This window comes from Stenotrophomonas sp. RIT-551, assembly GCF_026241915.1.
In the GTDB taxonomy this organism is placed as follows: domain Bacteria; phylum Pseudomonadota; class Gammaproteobacteria; order Xanthomonadales; family Xanthomonadaceae; genus Stenotrophomonas; species Stenotrophomonas bentonitica_A.
In genome coordinates this window covers 402,077-421,911 of record NZ_JAPJIU010000001.1, presented here as the reverse complement: position 1 = coordinate 421,911, position 19,835 = coordinate 402,077, and the positions used below count along the sequence as shown (strand labels likewise).

Here is a 19,835-nt window from a genome sequence, read left to right as displayed (position 1 = left end):
GCTGAAGCCGCTTACAGCCCGCAGAAGCAGTACACCAGCGTCTTGACCGGCGCGGCGTTGTTGCGCGGGTCACGCGCGGCCTCTTCGACAAAGCGCAGCTGGGTGTCCAGCTCCGGCATCGAACGGGCCAGCATCAGCCGGGCCATGCCCGATTCGCCCAGCATCCAGGCACCGGCATGGCTGCTGGCGAAGCCGCTGAGGAACTGCGCGAACGGCGTGGCCGCCTTCTCGATGTAACGCACGCGGAACTTGCCGGCGTCGCCGAGCTTGGCACGGCTGGCGGCATCGGCCACCGCGGCCTTCAAGCCACCGAAGTCATCCACCAGGCCGCGTTCCTTGGCCTGCGCACCGCTCCACACCCGGCCGCGCGCGACTTCATCGACCGCTTCCACCGGCTTGTTGCGCGCGGCGGCGACCTTGCCGGTGAAATCGGCGTAGCCCTTGTTGATCACCGACTGGATCACCTGGCCCACGGCCGGATCCATCGGGCGAGTGATGTCGAACGCACCGGCGAAACGGGTGGTGCCCACGCCGTCGGTATGCACGCCGATCTTGTCCAGCGAGCGCGCCACGTTCGGGATCATGCCGAAGATGCCGATGGAACCGGTGATCGTGGAGGGATCGGCGTAGATGCGATCAGCGTTCATGCTGATCCAGTAACCGCCCGAGGCAGCCAGGTCGCCCATCGAGACCACCACCGGCTTGCCGGCTTCCTTCAGCGCGACCACTTCGCGGCGGATCTGTTCGGAGGCGAACACTTCACCACCCGGCGAGCTCACGCGCAGCACCACGGCCTTCACGTCCTTGTCGTCGCGCGCTTCGCGCAGCAGCGCCGAGGTCGACTCGCCACCGATGCGGCCGGCCGGCAGATCGCCACCGGAGATTTCACCGGACGCCACGATCACCGCCACCTGCGGGCGCGAATCCACCGGCGAGCGACGGCCGTCCAGCACGCTCAGGTAGGCGTCGAGATTGACGTTGCGGTAGCCACCGTCGGCGTCATCGTCGGCGATGCCACGCTCGGTCAGCAGGGTGTCCACTTCCTCGCGCGTCTTCAGGCCGTCCACCAGCTTCTGCTGCAGGGCGAACTTGGCCAGGTCGCCCCCGGCGGCGGCGATCCCTTCGGGCATGGTGTCGATGCCGGCGGCCAGCTGTGCCGGATCGAGCTTGCGTGCCTTGGCGATGTCGGACAGGTAGCGCTGCCACACATCGTTCATCCAGAACAGATCGGCTTCCTTGGCCTGCGGCGAGGCGGCATCGAGCACATACGGCTCGGCGGCCGATTTGTACTCGCCCACCTTGAACAGGTGCACGTCCACGCCCAGCTTGTCCTGCAGGCCGGTGCGGAAGTACTGGCGGTAGCGGCCCAGGCCCTCGAGCACCACGCCGCCCATCGGGTCCAGGTAGACCTCATCGGCCTGCGAAGCGAGCAGGTACTGCGACTGGCTCATGTTCTCGCTGAAGGCCACCACCTGCTTGCCGGCGGCGCGCAGCTCCTGCAGCGCGACGGTCACTTCGCGCATGGAAGCGAAGCCGCTCGGCTGCAGCTTGTCCAGCTCCAGCACCACGCGCTCGATCTTCTTGTCGGTCTTTGCCGCCTCCAGCGCGCGGATCAGATCGCGCAGCTGGATCTCATCGGCGCCCTTGTCACCCACTGCCTTGCCCAGCGCGCGGCTGACCGGATCGGCGCTGAACTGCTCGACCAGCCGGCCTTCCGGTGCGATCACCAGGGTCGTGCGGTCCTGCAGCGAGGCCTTGGAGGTCGCGCTCTTGCCCATCGCGACGATGAACAGGATCAGGATCAGGAACAGCAGGCCGAAGAACACCAGGTTGAGGATCAGCCGGCGGGTAAAGTTCATCACATCCCACAGCCCGATGAAGAAGCTGGCGACGGGATTGCGACGCGCGGGTTGGTTCATGGGGGTAACTCCAGAGTGGCTTCTTGCCGTGGTGCCAGAATAGCCGGTGCCGGGCGCGCCGGCATCGGACACAAGTCAGGGTGTCGAAGGGAGACCGGCGCGGGCGCTGCTCACGCGCAGGCGCCAGGCCATCAGGATCGCGGCGGCGGTCAGGCCCAGGATGAGGCCCAGCCACATGCCCTGCGGGCCCATGCCCAGGCCGAGACCCAGCCCGGCGCCAAGCGGCATGCCCAGGCCCCAGTACGAGAACATGGCGATGAACATCGGCACGCGGGTGTCCTTCAGCCCGCGCAATGCGCCAGCCGAGAGCACCTGGATGCCATCCGGGAACTGGAACGCCGCCGCGTACAGCAACAGCGTCGAGGCCAGTGCGGCTACGCCCATGTCGGCCGTGTAGACGCCGACGATGGCGTCATGGCCAAACAGCAGCACCAGCGCCGAGAGCGTCTGCGTGCCGAGGATGATCACCAGCCCGGCGATCGCCGCGCGGCGCACGCCCAGCCCGTTGCCGCTGCCGACCGCATGGCCGACCCGTACCGTGGTGGCCTCGGCCACGCCCATCGGGATCATGAAGCACAGCTGCGCGACGTTGATGGCGATCTGGTGCGAGGCGGCTTCGGTGGCGCCGAGGCGACCGATCAGCAGCGCGGTGACGATGAACAACCCACCTTCCATCAGCACGGTGATGCCGATCGGCAGGCCGGTCCGCAGCAGGTCCCAGATCGCCGACCAGCGCGGCGCTTCGAGATGCGAAAACAGCTGCAGGTGGGCGAAACGCTTGGTCTTCCACAGATAACCGGCAAAGCACAGCGCCTGCAGCCACATCATGATCGCCGAGGCCATGCCCAGGCCTTCGGCGCCCAGCTCGGGGAAGCCGAGCTTGCCGTAACACAGCACATAGCCCAGCGGCGCGAGCACCAGCAGGCCGCCGAAGCCGAGCAGCATCGTCGGCAGCGTCCAGTGCATGCCTTCGCTGAGGTAGCGCATGCAGAAGTACAGGGTCAGCGCCGGCCCGCCCCAGCGCACCGCGTGCAGGAACGCGGTCGCGCCCGGCACGATGTCCGGCGCGATGCCGAACGCGGGGAGCAGCGGCGGCACCACCGTGAGGAAGGTGAACATGATCAGGCCCAGGCCGAGCGCCAGCCACAGGGCCTGGCGGAACAGCGGGCCGATCTCGCGCTCGCGGCCGGCGCCATGCAGCTGCGACACCGAGGCGGTCAGCGAAATCAGCGTGCCGATCGGGATCAGCATCGGCAGCCACAGCAGCGCCGTACCGATGGTGACGGCGGCGAGCGTGTGGGTGCCGTGGTGACCGGCGATCACGTTGTCGACGAAGGAAATCAGGCCGGTGGAGACGTGGCCCAGAACCAGCGGCAGCGCGAGCAGACCGGTGGCGCGCACTTCCCGGGAGAGGCGCGGCGTGGAGGAAGCGGTAGACATGGGAGTCACAGACGGCAACTACGGTCGCGCGCGGAGGGCACAGGCACCGGGTTGCGGCCCGCCATCTTACGCGCGCGGCGGGGGAAAAGCCGCGCTTTCAGGTAAACGGAGACGAACCCGTCAGTGCCCCACGTGCTCGCGCAGCCAGGTGTCGCGTGCGGTGGGGGCAACCCCCAGGAACTCGGCGCGCACGCGGTCGCGGTCCTGCGGCGGGGTGCGCTGGGCCACCAGCGTGAGCTGGGTCAGCTGGGAAGGCGTGAGCTGGCGCAGCACGGCCAACGCGGTGGGACGCTGCTCGGCCGGCAGATAGCCGAACAGGCCCTGCAGTTTGGTGAACTCGTGGCCGAGCTGCGGGCCAAGCAGCCAGCCGTCGCGGAAGCGCTGGTCCTGCTCGGCGAAGCGCTGGCGCAGCGCCTGCTGCTGGGCCGGAGGCAGCGCCGCCACGCGCGCCGCGGCGGCACGCACGCGGGCACGCTCGCCCTCGCTCATGGCCTGCCAGGCGGCATAGCGGCTGCGCAGTTCACGCAGCTGGGCCGGGTCCAGCGCCGCAGGCGTGGCCGGGATCGCCGGGGCGGTGGCACTGGCAGGCGCGGGCACCGCCAGCGGCACTTCAACCCGGTTGGGGGCGGCGATGGCCGCACTGGAGAGCCCGAGGGCGATCAGCAGGAAGGCAGGCTTACTCATCGGCGGCAGCCGTCTCCAGGCCGGCGGTGGCGGGTTCGGGGCGGCTCGGCTGGGCCTGCGATTCGTCGACCGGGACCGGGCCACCGGCGGCGAACCAGGCGTACAGATCGGCATCACGGGCGGTCGGCAGGTCCTGGTCGGCCAGCATCGCCGCATCACTGGCGGCGTACGGCGAGGCAGCCGGGGCCATGCTCGGCAGATCGTCAGCCGGGAGCGCTTCGACCTTCACCGGGCCCGCATCGGCGACCGCGCCTTCGGGGGTATCCATCACGGGGTCGCCGGCCTGGCGGGCGTGTTTCCACCAGGCGGCACCGCCCAGCAGCACGCCGACGGTCACGGCCACGATCAGCACGCCCTTCCATGGGAAACGGCGGCCGCGTTGGCGCCTGACCGGGCGGCGCTGGGCGGGGGCATCGGACTTGGCCGGGGTGCGCCAGGACGCTGCGTCCGATGGCTGGCTGGCCGGGGCGGCCACCGGTTGCTGCAGCCGCTGCAGACGGCTGGCGGGCAGATCCCGGATGCGCAACTGGACCTGCTCGGCCAGGGCGCGCCAGCCAGCGGCATCGGGATTGCCATGGGCATCGCGCGGGCAGGCATCGGCCAGGGCGTGCTGGTAGTCGGCCATCGGCAGATCCAGGACCTGTGCGGCAGCGGCTTCATCCAGCCCGCCGCCGATCCGCAGCACGAACGCCAGCCGTGCCGGCGGGGCCAGCCCGGCCAGATGCGCCAGCGGCGCCGGCCACTGGCCTGCGGCCGGGTCCCGCAACGGTGCGCGGTGCACCAGCAGCGACCAGAACCGCTCCGGCCACTGGGCCATGGGCAGGTCGCTGGCGATCCCGGCAAAGGCGCGCATGACCGCGACCAGGGCCTGCTCGGCCACGGTCGGGTCGCCGCACTGCAGCTCGGCCACGACCAGGGCCCGGCGTTCAACGCCACGAAGAAATGCCGACAGCGCGCCGGCTGCGGTAGAGGAAACAGGGGCGGGCGCAGCCGTCATAGCAACTCCATCATTGTGGGGAAATGATAGCGATTGCGTCACTGCTGCGGCGCGCGGATGTTCATTTCCTGTGAGCGGCCACGGTCTGCAAAGCGTTCCGGTGGAAAAGGTTGTGCACAGCACCACGAAAAACCGGGGTAGAACCGCAGGTGAGGCCCACGTCAAGTCTGTTTCAACTTTGTTTCACAGCTATCTTGTTGTTTTTATTGATCATTGTTTCTTGGCTATTTTTTGACCAACCTGAGCAGAACATCGGAAGTTCCTGACGCAAGGCGGTCACATACGCAATGGCACACAGACTTATCCACAGAAGATGTGGATAAGCCTGAATCTCCAATCAACTCGGATATTTAGGTGGGATTTATGATTCGGCGCGCACCTGGTTGAGACGGTGAATGGGCGTGATCCGCGTCCACCTGCCCCGCTACACTGGCCCGATGACCTCCTCGTCTTCGACCCTGCGCGTCGCCCTGCCGGTGCCGCTGCCGCAACTGTTCGACTACGCCCCGCCGCCTGGGCCGGTCCCGGACCCCGGAATGACCGGGCAACGGGTACGGGTGCCGTTCGGCTCCCGCGAGCTGGTGGGGGTGGTGGCCGGGATCGGTCAGGTGGAGGATCCCGGCAGCCTGCGCGCGGCGATCGAGTGGATCGACACCACGCCGCTGCTGACCGGCGAGCTGTGGCGCTCGCTGCAGTGGCTGGCGCGCTACACCCATGCGCCGCTGGGCGAGGTGATCAGTACGGGCCTGCCCGGCCCGCTGCGGCGCGGTGAAGCAGTGCCGGACACCCATCAGTGGGGCTGGCAGCTCACCGACGCCGGGCACGACCCGGAGCCGAAGTTGCGCAACGGCACCCGCCCGCAGCGACTGGCCGAGTGCCTGGCCGAGGGGGTGGTGAACGAAGACCGCCTGGATACGTTGATGGACGACTGGCGCAGCGCCGCCCGCTCGCTGGCCAAGCGCGGGCTGGTTGAACGGATCGCGCTGGCCCATTCGCCGGCCGTGGCCTCGCCCGCAGGCGGCCCCGCGCCCAACGCCGAACAGGCCGACGCGATCGCCGCGATCACCGCCGCCGACGGCTTTGCCGCCTACCTGCTCGATGGCGTGACCGGCAGTGGCAAGACCGAGGTCTACCTGCAGGCGATCGTGGCGTGCCTTGCGCGTGGCAAGCAGGCGCTGGTGCTGGTGCCGGAGATCGGGCTGACCCCACAGACGCTGTCGCGCTTCCGCAATCGCCTGGGCATTCCGGTGCATGTATTGCACTCGGGCCTGAACGACAACGAGCGTGCCCGCGTGTGGGCGGCTGCCGCGCGGGGTGAAGCGCAGGTCATCGTCGGCACGCGCTCGGCGGTGTTCACCCCGCTGCCGAATGCGGGCCTGATCGTGATCGACGAAGAGCACGACGGCAGCTACAAGCAACAGGACGGCATCCGCTACCACGCGCGGGATTTCGCGCTGGTGCGCGCCAAGGCACTGGACGTGGCGGTGGTGCTCGGCAGTGCCACGCCGTCGCTGGAATCACTGCACAACGCGCAGGCCGGCCGCTACACCCACCTGCGCCTGAAGCAGCGCGCGGGCGCGGCGCGGCCCCCCGTGGTGCGCGTGCTCGACGTACGCAAACGGCCGCTGCGCGATGGGCTGTCGCCGGAGGTACTGGCCGGCATCACCCAGCATCTGCAGGCCGGGCACCAGGTGCTGGTGTTCAAGAACCGCCGCGGCTATGCACCCGTGCTGCTCTGCCATGACTGCGGTTGGACCGCCCCGTGCCAGCGCTGCGATGCGCCGATGACCGTGCACGCCGGCGGCCGCCGCCTGCAGTGCCATCACTGTGGCGCACGCCAGTCCGCGCCGCTGGCCTGCCCGGACTGCGGCAGCCTGGCGCTGCAGCCGCAGGGCATCGGGACCGAACGGCTGGAAGAACATCTGGTCGAGGCCTTCCCGGATTTTCCAGTGATCCGCATCGACCGCGGCACCACCGGCAAGCGCGACGCGCTGGAGACCCAGTTGGCCTCGCTCGGCGATCGCGCGGGCATCCTGGTCGGCACGCAGATCCTGGCCAAGGGGCACGACCTGCCGAAGCTGACCCTGGTGGTCGTGGTCGGCATCGACGAAGGCCTGTTCTCGGCGGATTTCCGCGCCAGTGAAAAACTCGCACAGCAGCTGATCCAGGTCGCCGGCCGCGCCGGGCGCGCGGTGGATGCGGGGGAAGTCTGGCTGCAGACCCACCACCCGGGGCATCCGCTGCTGGAGACACTGGTCAACGGCGGGTATCACGCCTTTGCCCATGCGGAACTGCAGCAGCGCGAGGCGGCCGGTTTTCCGCCCTTCGCGCATCTGGCACTGCTGCGTGCCGAAGCGCAGCAGGTGGAGCATGCCAACGCGATGCTCAGTGCCGTGCGCGCGTTGATTCCCGACGATGCGGCGGTGGAACGTTATGGCCCGATGCCGGCGCCGATGCCGCGCCGCGCGGGCTACCAGCGCACCCAGTTGCTGCTGTCCTCACCGGCGCGGCGCCCGTTGCATGGTGTGCTGGACCAGGTGACGCCGCAGATTGCCGGCTTGCCGCAGGCACGCCGGGTACGCTGGTCGCTGGATGTGGATCCGATGGATCTGTATTAGCGCGGCACGGTCGCTCAGGTGAGCGCGGTCATGACCCCACGCTGATATGCCGGCCGCTGTTTCAGCCGTTCGTACCAGGCCGCCAGGTGCGGCAGGTCCGGGCGCTGGATCGGCATCTCGAACCACGCATAGATGAAGGCGCCCAGCGGAATATCGCCCATCGCGAACTGCTCACCAGACAGATACGGCTGCCGCGACAGGGCTTCATCGGCCATCGCCAGCAACTCGCCGGAGCGCACCAGCGCGGCAGCAATGCGCGCCTCGTCCCGATCCGCCGGCGCGGTCCGCAGCGTGCCCCAGAACAGATCGCGGAACACGCCGGCGAAGGTCGAGGTGGTCCAGTCCATCCACTTCTCCGACTGCGCGCGCGCCACCACGTCTTCCGGGTACAGCGTGCCCAGCGCGTAGCGCGCGGAGAGGTAGCGCACGATCGTGTTGGATTCCCACAACGGCAGGCCCTGGTCCTCGATCACCGGCACCAGCCCGTTCGGGTTCATCGCACGGTATTCCGGCGACTGCGTGCCACCGAAGGCACCGCCGACCTCGATCGACTCGTACGGCGCGCCGATCTCCTCGGCACACCACAGCACTTTGCGCACGTTGCTGGAATTGCGACGGCCCCAGATTTTCAGCATGATCGGATTCTCATATCGGGCGATGCGCGGCACGGGTCGCGCGGTGCGGATACGATACGCCGATCGGCGGGGGCTTACTTCGCCGCCTTCGCCGCGCTCTTCTTGGGCAGCGCGCGCACATAGGTCGATTTGCCGTCCTTCTTCATCTCGAACAGGCCGGTCGCGGCCAGCAGATCGCTGAGTTTGCTGTACCCGTAATTGCGCGAATCGAACGAGGCCTGGTTGCCGATCTGGCTACCGACCGGCCCCAGGTGCGACCAGCCATCCTCCGCTTCGGCCGACGTAACTGCGCGGCGCAGCATCTGCACCAGCCGGGTGTCGTTGCGCAGCTCCGGCCCGCTCTTGCGCGGGCGCGTTTCTTCGTTGTCCTGTTCCACCTCCTGATCGGCCGCATGCGGCTGGCCCAGCGCTTCGATGTAGGTGAACTTCGAGCACGCGTTGACGAACGGCTCGGGCGTTTTCTTCTCACCGAAGCCGTACACCTTGACCCCGTCGGTCAGCAGGCGCATCACCAGCGGCGTGAAGTCGGCATCGCTGGAGACGATCGCAAAGCCGTCCAGATTGCGCGCGTACAGCATGTCCATCGCATCGATCACCATCGCCATGTCCGAGGCATTCTTGCCGCGGCTGTAGGCGAACTGCTGGATCGGGCGGATCGCGTATTCGTGCAGCACCGATTCCCACCCTTTCAAGCGCGGGCTCTTCCAGTTGCCGTAGGCACGGCGGACATTGGCCACGCCGTAGCGGGCGACTTCGGCCAGCACCGCATCGATCTTGGAGGCGGGTGCGTTGTCGGCATCGATCAGCAGGGCGATGCGCTTTTCCGGTTCGGACATCTCGGTCTCCATGGCGGGATCGGATCGGCCATCGGGCAAGCGCGATGGCCCCTGAACCCAGTATCGGCCATCGACGTGAACATCGCGCTTCACGTGCGACCATGGGCCGCATCACGAGACGACCTGCGCCGCCCCCCTCCGGCGCCCGCCAAGGAGTGAAGCATGACCCGCGATCCCACGCCCCACCTGCTCATCATCGGTGGTGGTTTTGCCGGCCTCTGGGCCACCCGTGCCCTTGCCTCGGCGCACGTGCGCATCACCCTGGTGGACCGTCGCAACCACCATCTGTTCCAGCCGCTGCTTTACCAGGTGGCCACCGCCGGCCTCTCGGCACCCGATATCGCCGCCCCGCTGCGCCACATCCTGGGCCATCAGCGCAACGTTGAAGTGCGTCTGGGTGAAGTCACTGGCATCGACAAGGCCGCACGCACTGCGACGCTGGCCGATGGCACGCAGATCGCCTACGACACGCTGATGCTGTGCACCGGCGCCACCCACGCCTACTTCGGTCACGACGAATGGGCCGCCGATGCGCCGGGCCTGAAAACGCTGGACGATGCCATCGCCCTGCGCCGCAAGCTGCTGCTCGCCTTCGAGCGCGCCGAGGCCGAACCCGATCCCGCGCGCAAGGCCGCCTGGCTCAGTTTCGCCGTGGTCGGCGGCGGCCCCACCGGCGTGGAGCTGGCCGGCACGCTGGCCGAGATCGCAAGGCATACGCTGCGCAATGAGTTCCGCCATATCGATCCCGCTTCGGCCAAAGTCCGCCTGGTCGAGGCCGGCCCGCGCGTGCTGTCCACCTTCCCCGAGGTGCTCTCGCTCAAGGCGCGCCGCCAGCTGGAGAAACTGGGCGTGGAAGTGCTCACCGGTACGCCGGTGAGCGACATCAACGCCGAGGGCTTCCAGCTCGGCGAGCGCTTCGTCGAGGCCCGCACCGTGGTCTGGGCCGCCGGTGTCGCCGCCTCACCGCTGGCGCGCACGCTGGAGGTGCCCCTGGATCGCGCCGGCCGCGTGCCGGTGCAGCCCGATCTCACGCTGGACGGCCACCCGGAGATTTTCGTGGCCGGGGATCTGGCCGCATTGACCCAGGCCGATGGCAAGCCAGTGCCGGGTGTCGCCCCGGCAGCCAAGCAGATGGGCAAGCACGTGGCGACCACTATCCAGGCGCGCCTGGCTGGCAAGCCTGCGCCAGGCCCGTTCAAGTACCAGGACTTCGGCAATCTGGCCACCATCGGCCGCATGGCCGCGATCGTCCACCTCGGCCGCCTGCAGCTCTCCGGCGTGCTGGCGTGGTGGTTCTGGCTGGCCGCGCACGTGTTCTTCCTGATCGGCTTCCGCAACCGCGTGGTGGTGCTGCTGAACTGGGCAGTGGCGTACTGGAGCTACCAGCGCAGCGCGCGGATCATCTTCGGCGACGCGCAGGATGATCGCCGGCCGAAGCGGCCGCCGACGCCCTGAGTGGTCGAGCGGCCACGGTGGCAGCCAGCCATGCCGGGCTGCCACACGGATGGGCCACTCAGCCCTGCGACAGAGATCCCCAGCCATCAACCTGGCCGCTGTAGGAGACTGCCTCGCTGGCCAGCAGGCCTTCGAAGCCCGAGATGTTCTGGTGGGTCGGCAGCATCAGCGGATGCACCACCACCTGCCACGGGTATTCCTCGTTGCCCTCGTACGCGGCCAAGGACACCTTCTGCTCGTTCTTGAGCAGGTGCACGGCGAAGGCGATGGCCACGTCCTGGGTCGGGAAGATCAGCGCGAAATCCACCTCGCGCGGAATCGACAGGTCGTCGCCATCCTGCAACATGTTCCAGAGCACATCGCCATTCTCATCTTCCGGGTACAACGACAGATCGCGGGACATGGCACTCCAGGGCTTGGGCAAGCGGATCAACGAACGAGGGGCGATGGTATGCCGCCAACGAAGACCCGAACAACCAGCACGCGGGGCTACATGGGATCGGGCAGCGCCAACCACGCCAGCTTGCGCTCGCGCGGTTGCCGCTTGAGCTGCCACTCGGCCTTCGACGCCGCGGCCCTGTCCGGGTAGGCGCGCATCGCCAGCACCCTCACCGGTGGGTGCGCCCGGGTGTACTTGGCCCCTTTGCCGGCGAGGTGGGCCTGGAAGCGCGCCTCCACGTCGTTGCTGATGCCGGCGTAATAGCTGCCGTTGCGGCATTCAAGCAGGTACAGGTACCAGAGGGCGGGTTCAGCGGGCATACCGGGATTATCCCCCGGCGCGGGCCCGGCGGCTGCTAGAATCCGCCCCGGATGCAGGAGAGAGGCGCCGCGCTGGCGCCCGCCGAAGGCGCAGGCTCCCATAATCGCTCAGGCCGGTGGCTCGATACGCCACCAACCATGCATCCGACACGCCGATCTGGAGAGAGGTCTTCAATGACCCGCCGAAGGGGCACGTGGCCTTGGCCACCGAACTCTCAGGCAAAAGGACAGCGGGAGCGGCAACGGAATCCCACCCCCACGACAGTGCAGCGGCGCTGGCGTGATGCGTGTGCGTTTCCGTCCCCGCCTGACGTGTTTTCCGGAGCCACCCCCATGCTGCTCTCCCTGATCTACCTCATCGCCATCTCGGCCGAAGCCATGACCGGCGCGCTGTCGGCCGGCCGCCGCCGCATGGACCTGTTCGGCGTGGTCATCATCGCCTGCGTCACCGCGCTCGGCGGCGGCTCACTGCGCGACATCGTGCTCGGGCATTACCCGCTGGGCTGGGTGAAGCACCCGGAGTATCTGGGCTTCACCATCTGCGCGGCGCTGATCGCGACCTGGGTGGCGCGCTGGATGCACCACTTCCGGCGTACCTTCCTGGTGCTCGATGGCCTGGGCCTGATCGCGTTCACCCTGATCGGCTGCGCGGTCGCACGCGAGGGCGGGCACACCGTGCCGATCATCCTGATCGCCGGCATGCTGACCGGTGCGTTCGGTGGCGTGCTGCGCGACGTGCTGTGCAACGAGGTGCCGCTGATCTTCCAGAAAGAACTGTATGCCGTGATCACCCTGCTCACCGGCGCGGCCTACCTGACCCTGCTGGAACTCGGCGTGTCGCTCAACGCGGCCACGCTGTGGTGCCTGGGCGGCGGCTTCCTGTTCCGCCTGCTGGCGATCCACTTCAAATGGGAAATGCCGAAGTTCGTGTACCGCGACGAGGTGCATTGACGCACGCGCAGGCATGACCAAGGTCACGGGAGCTTGAGCGGCCTGGCCCTGTATCATGGCGCTCCCGTTCCAAACGAACGGCATCCAGCCACGCGGCGGTGTTCCACCCGCTGCCCCGCCAGACACCCTCTCCCCCGTTGACCTGCCGCACTCGGCCGGTCCCCATGGACGCACTGCTCCGGTGGAGGGTGCGCAGGATGCGTATGTCCGCTTCAACGCCCGCCTCGTCTCGCCGTCGTTTCGCCAAACCGCTGTTGATCGCTGCCGCCGTCGGGCTGGTCGCGATCGCCGCATGGAAGCTGCTTTTGCCCGCGCCTGCCGCCAGCCCCGCCGGTGGCCCGCAGCCGACCCCGGTGCGCGTGGCCACTGCGACGCAGGAAGACCTGGTGGTGCGCCTGAAGGCGCTCGGCACGGTGACCCCGCTGCATACGGTGAGCCTGCGCAGCCGCGTGGATGGCGAACTGCTGCGGCTGGCGTTCTCCGAAGGCCAGCACGTCAAGGCCGGCGAGCTGCTGGCCGAGATCGATCCCCGCCCGTTCCAGGTACAGCTGTCGCGTGCGCTGGGCACCCAGCAGCAGAACCTGGCCGAGCTGGACAACGCCGAGAGCCAGCTCAAGCGCTTCACCGAACTGCAGACCAAGCATTTCGTCTCCGCGCAGGACCTGAGTGATCAGCAGAGCAAGGTGCGCCAGCTGCAGGGCCGTCGCCAGACCGACCAGGCGGCCGTGGATGAAGCGCGCCTGCAGCTGCAGTACACCCGCATTACCGCGCCGGTAGCCGGGCGCATGGGCCTGCGCAATGTGGATGTCGGCAACCTGGTGCGCAGTGGCGATACCGAACCGCTGGCCACGATCACCCAGACCACGCCGATCAGCGTGCTGTTCACCGTGCCCGAGCCGGACCTGCCGGCGGTGGTCGCCGCCGCCCGTGCCAATCCGCAGCTCACCGTGGAAGCCTGGGACCGCGAGGAGCGCACCGCGCTGGGCGACGGCGTGCTCTCCAGCCTGGACAACCGCATCGATACCGCCACCGGCACGCTCAAGCTGCGCGCGCAGTTCGCCAACGCCGATGAGTCGTTGTTCCCCAACCAGTTCGTCAACGTGCGCCTGCAGGTCAGCAGCAGCGATTCGGTGGTGATCCCCAATGCCGCCGTGCAGTTCGGCAGCAAAGGCAGCTACGTCTACGTGATCGCGGCCGATGCCACCTCGCACCTGCGCAACGTGGTGCTCGGCCCGGCCGATGGCGAACGGGTTTCGGTGCGCGAAGGGCTCAAGGCCGGCGAGCGCGTGGTGGTGGAAGGCATCGACGGCCTGCGCGAAGGCGCCAAGGTCGAGGTGGTGGAGCAGGACCCGACGCGGACCGGCGCATGAACCTCTCGCGCCCCTTCATCGAGCGCCCGGTCGCGACCACGCTGCTGATGGTGGCGCTGCTGCTGTCCGGCGTGATGGCCTACCGCCTGCTGCCGGTCGCGGCACTGCCGCAGGTCGATTACCCGATCATCCAGATCACCACGCTGTATCCCGGTGCCAGCCCGGATGTCACCACCAGCGCGGTCACTGCACCGCTGGAACGGCAGCTGGGGCAGATCCCCGGCCTGAAGCAGATGTCCTCGACCAGTTCGGGCGGCGCTTCGGTCATCACGCTGCAGTTCTCGCTGGAGGTCGCGCTCGGGGTGGCCGAGCAGGAAGTGCAGGCCGCGATCAACGCCGCCGACAGCTTCCTGCCCGATGACCTGCCAGTGCCGCCGGTATACCGCAAGGTCAACCCGGCCGATACCCCGATCCTGACCCTGGCGGTGACCTCGCAGGGGCTGTCGCTGCCGCAGGTGCACGATCTGGTCGATACGCGCATGGCCCAGCGCCTGTCGCAGCTGCCCGGCGTCGGCCTGGTCAGCCTGGCCGGTGGGCAGCGCCCGGCGGTGCGCATCCAGGTCAATCCTTCGGCGCTGGCCGCCAACGGCCTGAGCATGGCCAGCATCCGCACCGCGATCGGCACGGCCAACGTCAACATGCCCAAGGGCAGCTTCGACGGCCCGACCCGCGCGATCATGCTCGATGCCAACGACCAGATGCGCTCGGTGGCCGAGTACCGCGCGCTGATCCTGGCCTGGAAAGACGGCGCGCCGCTGCGCCTGGGCGACGTGGCCACGATCGAGGATGGCGCCGAGGACCGCCAGCTGGCCGCGTGGTCGGGCACCACCCCGGCCGTGCTGATCAACATCCAGCGCCAGCCGGGTGCGAACGTGATCGCCGTGGTCGACCAGGTGCGGGCGCTGCTGCCGCAGCTGCAGGCGTCGCTGCCCAAGGGCGTGGACGTGGCGGTGCTGAGCGACCGCACCGAATCGATCCGCGCCTCGATCCGTGGCGTGCAGCACGAGCTGCTGATCGCGATCGCGCTGGTGGTGATGGTCACCTTCGTGTTCCTGCGCAACATCCCGGCCACCATCATTCCCAGCATCGCGGTACCGCTGTCGCTGGTGGGCACCTTCGGGGTGATGCTGCTGGCCGGCTTCTCGCTCAACAACCTCACCCTGATGGCGCTGACCATCGCCACCGGCTTCGTGGTGGACGATGCGATCGTCATGCTGGAGAACATCGCCCGTCACCTGGAGCGCGGCGCGACGCCGATGCAGGCGGCGCTGAAAGGCGCCAGGCAGATCGGTTTCACCCTGATCTCGCTGACGCTGTCGCTGATCGCGGTACTGATCCCGCTGCTGTTCATGGCCGACGTGGTCGGCAAGTTGTTCCATGAGTTCGCGATCACGCTCGCGGTGGCGATCGGCATTTCGCTGCTGGTCTCGCTGACGCTGACGCCGATGATGTGCGCGCGCCTGCTCAAGGCCGGCCACGCGACCCGTCGCGATGCCGATGGGCAGGAATCGTCGCAGCAGGGCGACCCGTTCGACCGCGTCGTGGCGCTCTACGATCGTCAGCTGCACTGGGTGCTGCAGCGCCAGCCGCTGATGCTGGCCGCCACCCTCGCCACACTGGTGCTGACGGCCGTGCTGTACGTGTGGGTGCCCAAGGGCTTCTTCCCGGTGCAGGATGCCGGCCTGATCCAGGGCATCAGCGAGGCGCCGCAGTCGATTTCCTTCCAGGCGATGGCGCAGCGCCAGCAGGCGTTGTCCGCGGCGCTGCTGGAGGATGAGGACGTGGCCAGCCTGTCTTCGTTCATCGGCGTGGACGGCAACAACGCCACGCTCAACAGCGGCCGCCTGCTGATCGAGCTGAAGCCGCATGCACAGCGCGCTGCCGATGCACAGGCGATCATCGCGCGGCTGCAGCAGCGCGTGGCGCACGTGCCGGGCATCAAGCTGTACCTGCAGCCGGTGCAGGAGCTGGGCATCGAAGACCGGATCAGCCGGACCCAGTACCAGTTCACCCTGACCAGCCCGGACCTCGCGCAGCTGGAAACATGGACGCCGCGCCTGCTCGCGCACCTGCAGCAGTCGCCGGCACTGGCCGACGTCGCCAGTGATCTGCAGAACCAGGGCCTGCAGGCGCATGTGGTGATCGACCGGGTCGCCGCCGCGCGGCTGGGGATCAGCGTGGAGGCCATCGCCGATGCGCTCTACGACGCCTTCGGGCAGCGGCAGATCTCGACCATCTTCACCCAGGCCAACCAGTACCGCGTGGTGCTGGAAGCGCGCCCGGACGTGGCCTTCGGCCCGGATGCGATCGCGCGCCTGCACGTCACCGGGCCGGACGGGCGGCAGGTGCCGCTGGGCGGCATCGCGCGGATCGAACAGCGCCCGGCGCAGCTGCTGATCAACCATGTCGGCCAGTTCCCGGCGGTGACGTTCTCCTTCAATCTCGCCCCGGATGCGTCGCTGGGCGAAGCGGTGGAGGCGATCGAAGGTGCACGCGCCGCGATCGGGCTGCCGGCCAGCGTCGAACTGCGCCTGCAGGGCGCGGCCGATGCGTTCCGCGCGTCGCTGTCGAGCACCTTGTGGCTGGTGCTGGCCGCGGTGGTGGTGATGTACCTGGTGCTGGGCGTGCTCTATGAGAGTTTCATCCACCCGATCACCATCCTTTCCACCCTGCCCTCGGCCACGGTGGGTGCGCTGCTGGCGTTGCTGGTCAGCGGGCGCAGCCTGGACCTGATCGCGGTGATCGGCATCGTGCTGCTGATCGGGCTGGTCAAGAAGAACGCGATCATGATGATCGACTTCGCGCTGGAGGCCGAGCGCGAGCATGGCATGGCGCCACGCCAGGCGATCCACCAGGCCGCGCTCCTGCGCTTCCGGCCGATCCTGATGACCACGCTGGCCGCGCTGTTCGGCGCGATTCCGCTGATGTTCGCCAGTGGCTCGGGCGCCGAGCTGCGCCAGCCGCTGGGCCTGGTGATGGTGGGCGGGCTGATCGTCAGCCAGGTGCTGACCCTGTTCACCACGCCGGTGATCTACCTGTTCTTCGACCGCTTCCGGCAGCGCCCCGCGCCGGTGACCGACGAGGCTGACGGGGCGCTGGCGTGAGTCCGCTGTCGCGGGCGATCGGCTGGTTCGTGCAGCATCCGGTCGCCACCGTGCTGCTCGCGGTCGCGGTGGTGCTGGCCGGCCTGCTCGGGCTGCGCCTGCTGCCGGTCGCGCCGTTGCCGCAGGTCGACTACCCGGCCATCAACGTCAGCGCCAGCCTGCCCGGCGCGAGCCCGGAATCGATGGCGGCCAACGTCGCCACGCCGCTGGAGCGTGCCCTGGGCACCCTCCCCGGGCTGACCGGGATCGACTCGGCCAGCACCCAGGGCTCGACCCAGGTCGAGCTGAAGTTCGCGCTCGGCCGCGACGTGGACGATGCTGCGCGCGACGTGCAGGCCGCGATCAATGCCGCGCGCGCGCAGCTGCCCAGTGGCATGCCGGGCATGCCGCAGTACCGCAAGGTGAATCCCTCGCAGGCACCGGTCATGGCGCTGGCGCTGAGTTCGGACAGCCTCTCGCCGGGGCAGATCTACGACGTGGCCTCCACGGTGATCGCGCAGAAGCTGGCGCAGATTCCCGGCGTCGGCGAGGTGCAGGTGGGCGGCAGTTCGCTGCCGGCGGTGCGCGTCTCGCTGGATCCCAATGCACTCAACCATCACCGCATCGCGCTGGACGACATCGCCGCGGCGATCCGCAACGCCAACGCGCTCAAGCCACTGGGCACCGTCGCCAGCCAGGCCCAGCAATGGCAGCTGGAAGCGACGCTGCAGCTGCGCACCGCCGCCGAGTACCGCCGCCTGATCGTGGCGATGCGCGACGGCCGCCCGGTGTACCTGGAGGACGTGGCCGGGATCAGCGAAGGGGTTGAAGACCGCTACGCCAGCGGCTTCCACAACGAGCGCCCGGCGGTGCTGCTGATCGTCAGCCGCCAGCCGGAGGCCAACATCATCGAGACCGTCGACGCCATCCAGGCACAGATGGACACGCTGCAGGCGCTGCTGCCGGCCAACATCGACATGCAGGTGGTGATGGACCGTTCGCCGGTGATCCGCGCCACCCTGCGCGAGGCCGAGCTGACGCTGCTGCTGGCGATCGCCCTGGTGGTGCTGGTGGTCTTGGCCTTCCTGGGTCACTGGCGCGCGGCGCTGGTGCCGACCGTCGCCATCCCGGTCTCGCTGCTGGGCGCGCTGGCGATCATCGCCCTGCTCGGGTTCTCGCTCAACACGCTCTCGCTGATGGCGCTGATCGTGGCCGCGGTGCTGGTGGTCGACGATGCCATCGTGGTGCTGGAGAACATCGCCCGCCACCGGGAAGAAGGCGCCTCACCGATGACCGCAGCGCTGCGGGGCGCGGGGGAAGTCGGCGCCACGCTGCTGTCGATGAACATCGCGCTGGCGGTGGTGTTCATCTCGATCCTGTTCCTGGATGACTTCGTCGAGAAACTGTTCCGCGAGTTCTCGCTGACCCTGGTGGCGGCGATGGGCGTCTCGCTGCTGGTCTCGCTGAGCCTGACCCCGATGCTGTGCGCGCGCCTGCTCGGGCAGGAACGGCCCGGCCCCGGCAATGGACTGCAGCGCGCCGGCACCGCGCTGTTCGAGCGTCTGCGCGGCGCCTATGTGGGCAGCCTGCAGACAATGCTGCGCTGGCTCGCGCTGCCGCTGCTGCTGTTCGCCGGTGTGATCGCACTGAACGTGTGGCTGTTCCAACAGGTGCCCAAGGGCATCGTGCCCAAGCAGGACACCGCGCAGCTGCGTGGCTTCGCGCGCGGCGACGATGGCCTCTCGTTCCAGGTGATGCAGCCCAAGATCGAGGCCTACCGCCAGCTGCTGCTGGCCGACCCGGCGATCAGCGACATCATCGGGTACATCGGCGGCCGCAGCGGGGTCAACAACGCCTTCATCATGATCAAGATGAAGCCGCTGGCCGAGCGCAAGGTCTCCAGCCAGCAGGTGATCGACCGCCTGCGCGCCAACATGCCGAAGATTCCGGGCGGCGGCATGTTCCTGTGGGTGGACCAGGACATCAAGCTGGAAGGCAGCGGCGACAGCGGCCAGTACGAGTTCCAGCTGCTCTCCGGCGAGCTGGAACCGCTGCGGCAGTGGACGCCCAAGGTGGCCGATGCGCTGCGCGCCCTGCCCGAGCTGGTCGATGTGGAGTCCAAGGGCGATGAAGGCATGCGCCAGGTGGTGCTCGACATCGACCGCGATGCCGCCGCCCGCCTGGGCGTGGACATGCGCATGATCGCTTCGGTGCTCAACAACGCCTTCAGCCAACGCCAGGTCGCCACGCTGTACGACACCCTCAACCAATACCGCGTGGTGATGGAGCTGGACCCACGCTACACCCAGGATCCTTCCACGCTGGAGCAGATCCATGTGATCGGCAAGGACGGCCAGCGCCTGCCGTTGTCGTCCATCGCGCGGTGGGAGTACGGCATGGCGCCGGACCGGATCTATCACAGCCAGCAGTTCGCCTCGGTCTGGATCGAGTTCGCGCTGGCGCCCGGCGTCACTCTGGACCAGGCGGTGAAAGCGGTGGACCAGGCCATGGCCAGGATCATGCTGCCCACCCATGTGCAGGCGCGGCTCAGCGGCGAGGCCGGTGGCTTCGAGAAACTGCGCGAGCGCCAGCTGTGGCTGATCCTCGGCGCGATGCTGGCGGTATATCTGGTGCTGGGCGTGCTGTACGAAAGTTTCGTGCAGCCGCTGGCGATCCTCTCCACCCTGCCCTCGGCCGGCGTGGGCGCGTTGCTGGCGCTGATGGCCTTCGGCAACGAGCTGAACCTGATCTCGCTGCTCGGCCTGTTCCTGCTGGTGGGCGTGGTGATGAAGAACACCATCCTGATCATCGACTTCGCGCTGTCGGCCGAACGCGAGCGCGGCCTGTCGTCCTACGAGGCGATCTGCGAGGCGGCACGACTGCGGTTCCGCCCGATCCTGATGACCAGCGTGGCCGCGTTGCTGGGCACGCTGCCGCTGATGCTGGCCACCGGCGAAGGCTGGGAGATGCGCCAGCCGCTGGGCATCGCGATCGTGGGCGGCCTGCTGGTCAGCCAGTGGCTGACCCTGTACACCACGCCGGCGATCTATCTGGCGTTGGCGAAGCTGCGGCGCGCCGCGTGATCATC

General features: G+C 68.5%; 14 protein-coding genes and 2 riboswitches. Of the genes, 6 read left to right on the top strand and 8 right to left on the bottom strand.

Features of this window, described 5'->3' with window-relative positions; all coding sequences use genetic code 11:
- Positions 1-11: 11 nt before the first annotated feature.
- From sppA to ORK51_RS01715, 4 genes are all read right to left on the bottom strand, one after another.
- Positions 12-1,919: a signal peptide peptidase SppA gene (sppA, locus tag ORK51_RS01730; RefSeq protein WP_266083665.1), complete on the bottom strand. Its 1,908-nt coding sequence runs from the start codon at positions 1,917-1,919 to the stop codon at positions 12-14.
- A 75-nt stretch (positions 1,920-1,994) separates the two neighbouring features.
- Positions 1,995-3,359, bottom strand: coding sequence for an MATE family efflux transporter (locus ORK51_RS01725; RefSeq protein ID WP_266083663.1), 1,365 nt, complete (start codon positions 3,357-3,359; stop codon positions 1,995-1,997).
- Positions 3,360-3,479: 120 nt separating this feature from the next.
- Positions 3,480-4,043: a DUF3106 domain-containing protein gene (locus ORK51_RS01720; RefSeq protein ID WP_070426045.1), complete on the bottom strand. Its 564-nt coding sequence runs from the start codon at positions 4,041-4,043 to the stop codon at positions 3,480-3,482.
- Positions 4,036-5,040: a hypothetical protein gene (locus ORK51_RS01715; protein ID WP_266083662.1), complete on the bottom strand. Its 1,005-nt coding sequence runs from the start codon at positions 5,038-5,040 to the stop codon at positions 4,036-4,038. Before ORK51_RS01715 ends, ORK51_RS01720 begins: the two co-directional genes overlap by 8 nt.
- Before the next feature lie 437 nt (positions 5,041-5,477).
- Here ORK51_RS01715 and ORK51_RS01710 point away from each other — a divergent pair, with 437 nt between their 5' ends.
- Positions 5,478-7,658 carry a primosomal protein N' gene (locus ORK51_RS01710; protein ID WP_266083847.1) on the top strand — a complete coding sequence of 727 codons (2,181 nt, stop codon included), beginning with the start codon at positions 5,478-5,480 and terminating at the stop codon, positions 7,656-7,658.
- 14 nt (positions 7,659-7,672) lie between these two features.
- Here the strand turns inward: ORK51_RS01710 and ORK51_RS01705 are convergent, their stop codons facing one another.
- Both ORK51_RS01705 and ORK51_RS01700 read right to left on the bottom strand, forming a co-directional pair.
- Positions 7,673-8,293: a glutathione S-transferase family protein gene (locus tag ORK51_RS01705; protein WP_019183569.1), complete on the bottom strand. Its 621-nt coding sequence runs from the start codon at positions 8,291-8,293 to the stop codon at positions 7,673-7,675.
- Positions 8,294-8,367: 74 nt separating this feature from the next.
- Positions 8,368-9,129: an NYN domain-containing protein gene (locus ORK51_RS01700; RefSeq protein ID WP_019183568.1), complete on the bottom strand. Its 762-nt coding sequence runs from the start codon at positions 9,127-9,129 to the stop codon at positions 8,368-8,370.
- A 162-nt stretch (positions 9,130-9,291) separates the two neighbouring features.
- Here ORK51_RS01700 and ORK51_RS01695 point away from each other — a divergent pair, with 162 nt between their 5' ends.
- On the top strand, positions 9,292-10,584 hold the full coding sequence (locus ORK51_RS01695) for an NAD(P)/FAD-dependent oxidoreductase (protein ID WP_266083660.1): 1,293 nt from the start codon (positions 9,292-9,294) through the stop codon (positions 10,582-10,584).
- A 58-nt stretch (positions 10,585-10,642) separates the two neighbouring features.
- Here ORK51_RS01695 and ORK51_RS01690 read toward each other — a convergent pair whose 3' ends face one another.
- Both ORK51_RS01690 and ORK51_RS01685 read right to left on the bottom strand, forming a co-directional pair.
- Entirely contained in the window at positions 10,643-10,987 is a 345-nt protein-coding gene (locus tag ORK51_RS01690; RefSeq protein ID WP_266083658.1) for a ribonuclease E inhibitor RraB, read from the bottom strand.
- 86 nt (positions 10,988-11,073) lie between these two features.
- Complete coding sequence (locus ORK51_RS01685; protein ID WP_070426048.1) at positions 11,074-11,343, bottom strand: GIY-YIG nuclease family protein; 270 nt, start codon at positions 11,341-11,343, stop codon at positions 11,074-11,076.
- Between the two features lie 44 nt (positions 11,344-11,387).
- Positions 11,388-11,470, top strand: a riboswitch (glycine riboswitch).
- A 20-nt stretch (positions 11,471-11,490) separates the two neighbouring features.
- Positions 11,491-11,582, top strand: a riboswitch (glycine riboswitch).
- 94 nt (positions 11,583-11,676) lie between these two features.
- Here ORK51_RS01685 and ORK51_RS01680 point away from each other — a divergent pair.
- The 4 genes from ORK51_RS01680 to ORK51_RS01665 all read left to right on the top strand — a co-directional run bounded on the left by ORK51_RS01680 (position 11,677) and on the right by ORK51_RS01665 (position 19,830).
- The gene (locus ORK51_RS01680; RefSeq protein ID WP_019183564.1) at positions 11,677-12,294 is read left to right on the top strand and encodes a trimeric intracellular cation channel family protein; all 618 of its coding nucleotides are present in this window, start codon (positions 11,677-11,679) and stop codon (positions 12,292-12,294) included.
- A 203-nt stretch (positions 12,295-12,497) separates the two neighbouring features.
- Entirely contained in the window at positions 12,498-13,664 is a 1,167-nt protein-coding gene (locus ORK51_RS01675) for an MdtA/MuxA family multidrug efflux RND transporter periplasmic adaptor subunit (RefSeq protein WP_266083655.1), read from the top strand.
- The gene (locus ORK51_RS01670) at positions 13,661-16,768 is read left to right on the top strand and encodes an MdtB/MuxB family multidrug efflux RND transporter permease subunit (protein ID WP_266083653.1); all 3,108 of its coding nucleotides are present in this window, start codon (positions 13,661-13,663) and stop codon (positions 16,766-16,768) included. Before ORK51_RS01675 ends, ORK51_RS01670 begins: the two co-directional genes overlap by 4 nt.
- On the top strand, positions 16,765-19,830 hold the full coding sequence (locus ORK51_RS01665; protein WP_266083651.1) for an efflux RND transporter permease subunit: 3,066 nt from the start codon (positions 16,765-16,767) through the stop codon (positions 19,828-19,830). Before ORK51_RS01670 ends, ORK51_RS01665 begins: the two co-directional genes overlap by 4 nt.
- The last annotated feature ends 5 nt before the right edge of the window (positions 19,831-19,835 follow it).

What these genes read in the sequence shown, in the direction of transcription:
- sppA (WP_266083665.1), bottom strand. Translation starts at nt 1,919, where the DNA reads ATGAACCAACCCGCGCGTCGCAATCCCGTCGCCAGCTTCTTCATCGGG.
- ORK51_RS01725 (WP_266083663.1), bottom strand. Translation starts at nt 3,359, where the DNA reads ATGTCTACCGCTTCCTCCACGCCGCGCCTCTCCCGGGAAGTGCGCGCC.
- ORK51_RS01720 (WP_070426045.1), bottom strand. Translation starts at nt 4,043, where the DNA reads ATGAGTAAGCCTGCCTTCCTGCTGATCGCCCTCGGGCTCTCCAGTGCG.
- ORK51_RS01715 (WP_266083662.1), bottom strand. Translation starts at nt 5,040, where the DNA reads ATGACGGCTGCGCCCGCCCCTGTTTCCTCTACCGCAGCCGGCGCGCTG.
- ORK51_RS01710 (WP_266083847.1), top strand. Translation starts at nt 5,478, where the DNA reads ATGACCTCCTCGTCTTCGACCCTGCGCGTCGCCCTGCCGGTGCCGCTG.
- ORK51_RS01705 (WP_019183569.1), bottom strand. Translation starts at nt 8,293, where the DNA reads ATGCTGAAAATCTGGGGCCGTCGCAATTCCAGCAACGTGCGCAAAGTG.
- ORK51_RS01700 (WP_019183568.1), bottom strand. Translation starts at nt 9,129, where the DNA reads ATGTCCGAACCGGAAAAGCGCATCGCCCTGCTGATCGATGCCGACAAC.
- ORK51_RS01695 (WP_266083660.1), top strand. Translation starts at nt 9,292, where the DNA reads ATGACCCGCGATCCCACGCCCCACCTGCTCATCATCGGTGGTGGTTTT.
- ORK51_RS01690 (WP_266083658.1), bottom strand. Translation starts at nt 10,987, where the DNA reads ATGTCCCGCGATCTGTCGTTGTACCCGGAAGATGAGAATGGCGATGTG.
- ORK51_RS01685 (WP_070426048.1), bottom strand. Translation starts at nt 11,343, where the DNA reads ATGCCCGCTGAACCCGCCCTCTGGTACCTGTACCTGCTTGAATGCCGC.
- ORK51_RS01680 (WP_019183564.1), top strand. Translation starts at nt 11,677, where the DNA reads ATGCTGCTCTCCCTGATCTACCTCATCGCCATCTCGGCCGAAGCCATG.
- ORK51_RS01675 (WP_266083655.1), top strand. Translation starts at nt 12,498, where the DNA reads ATGTCCGCTTCAACGCCCGCCTCGTCTCGCCGTCGTTTCGCCAAACCG.
- ORK51_RS01670 (WP_266083653.1), top strand. Translation starts at nt 13,661, where the DNA reads ATGAACCTCTCGCGCCCCTTCATCGAGCGCCCGGTCGCGACCACGCTG.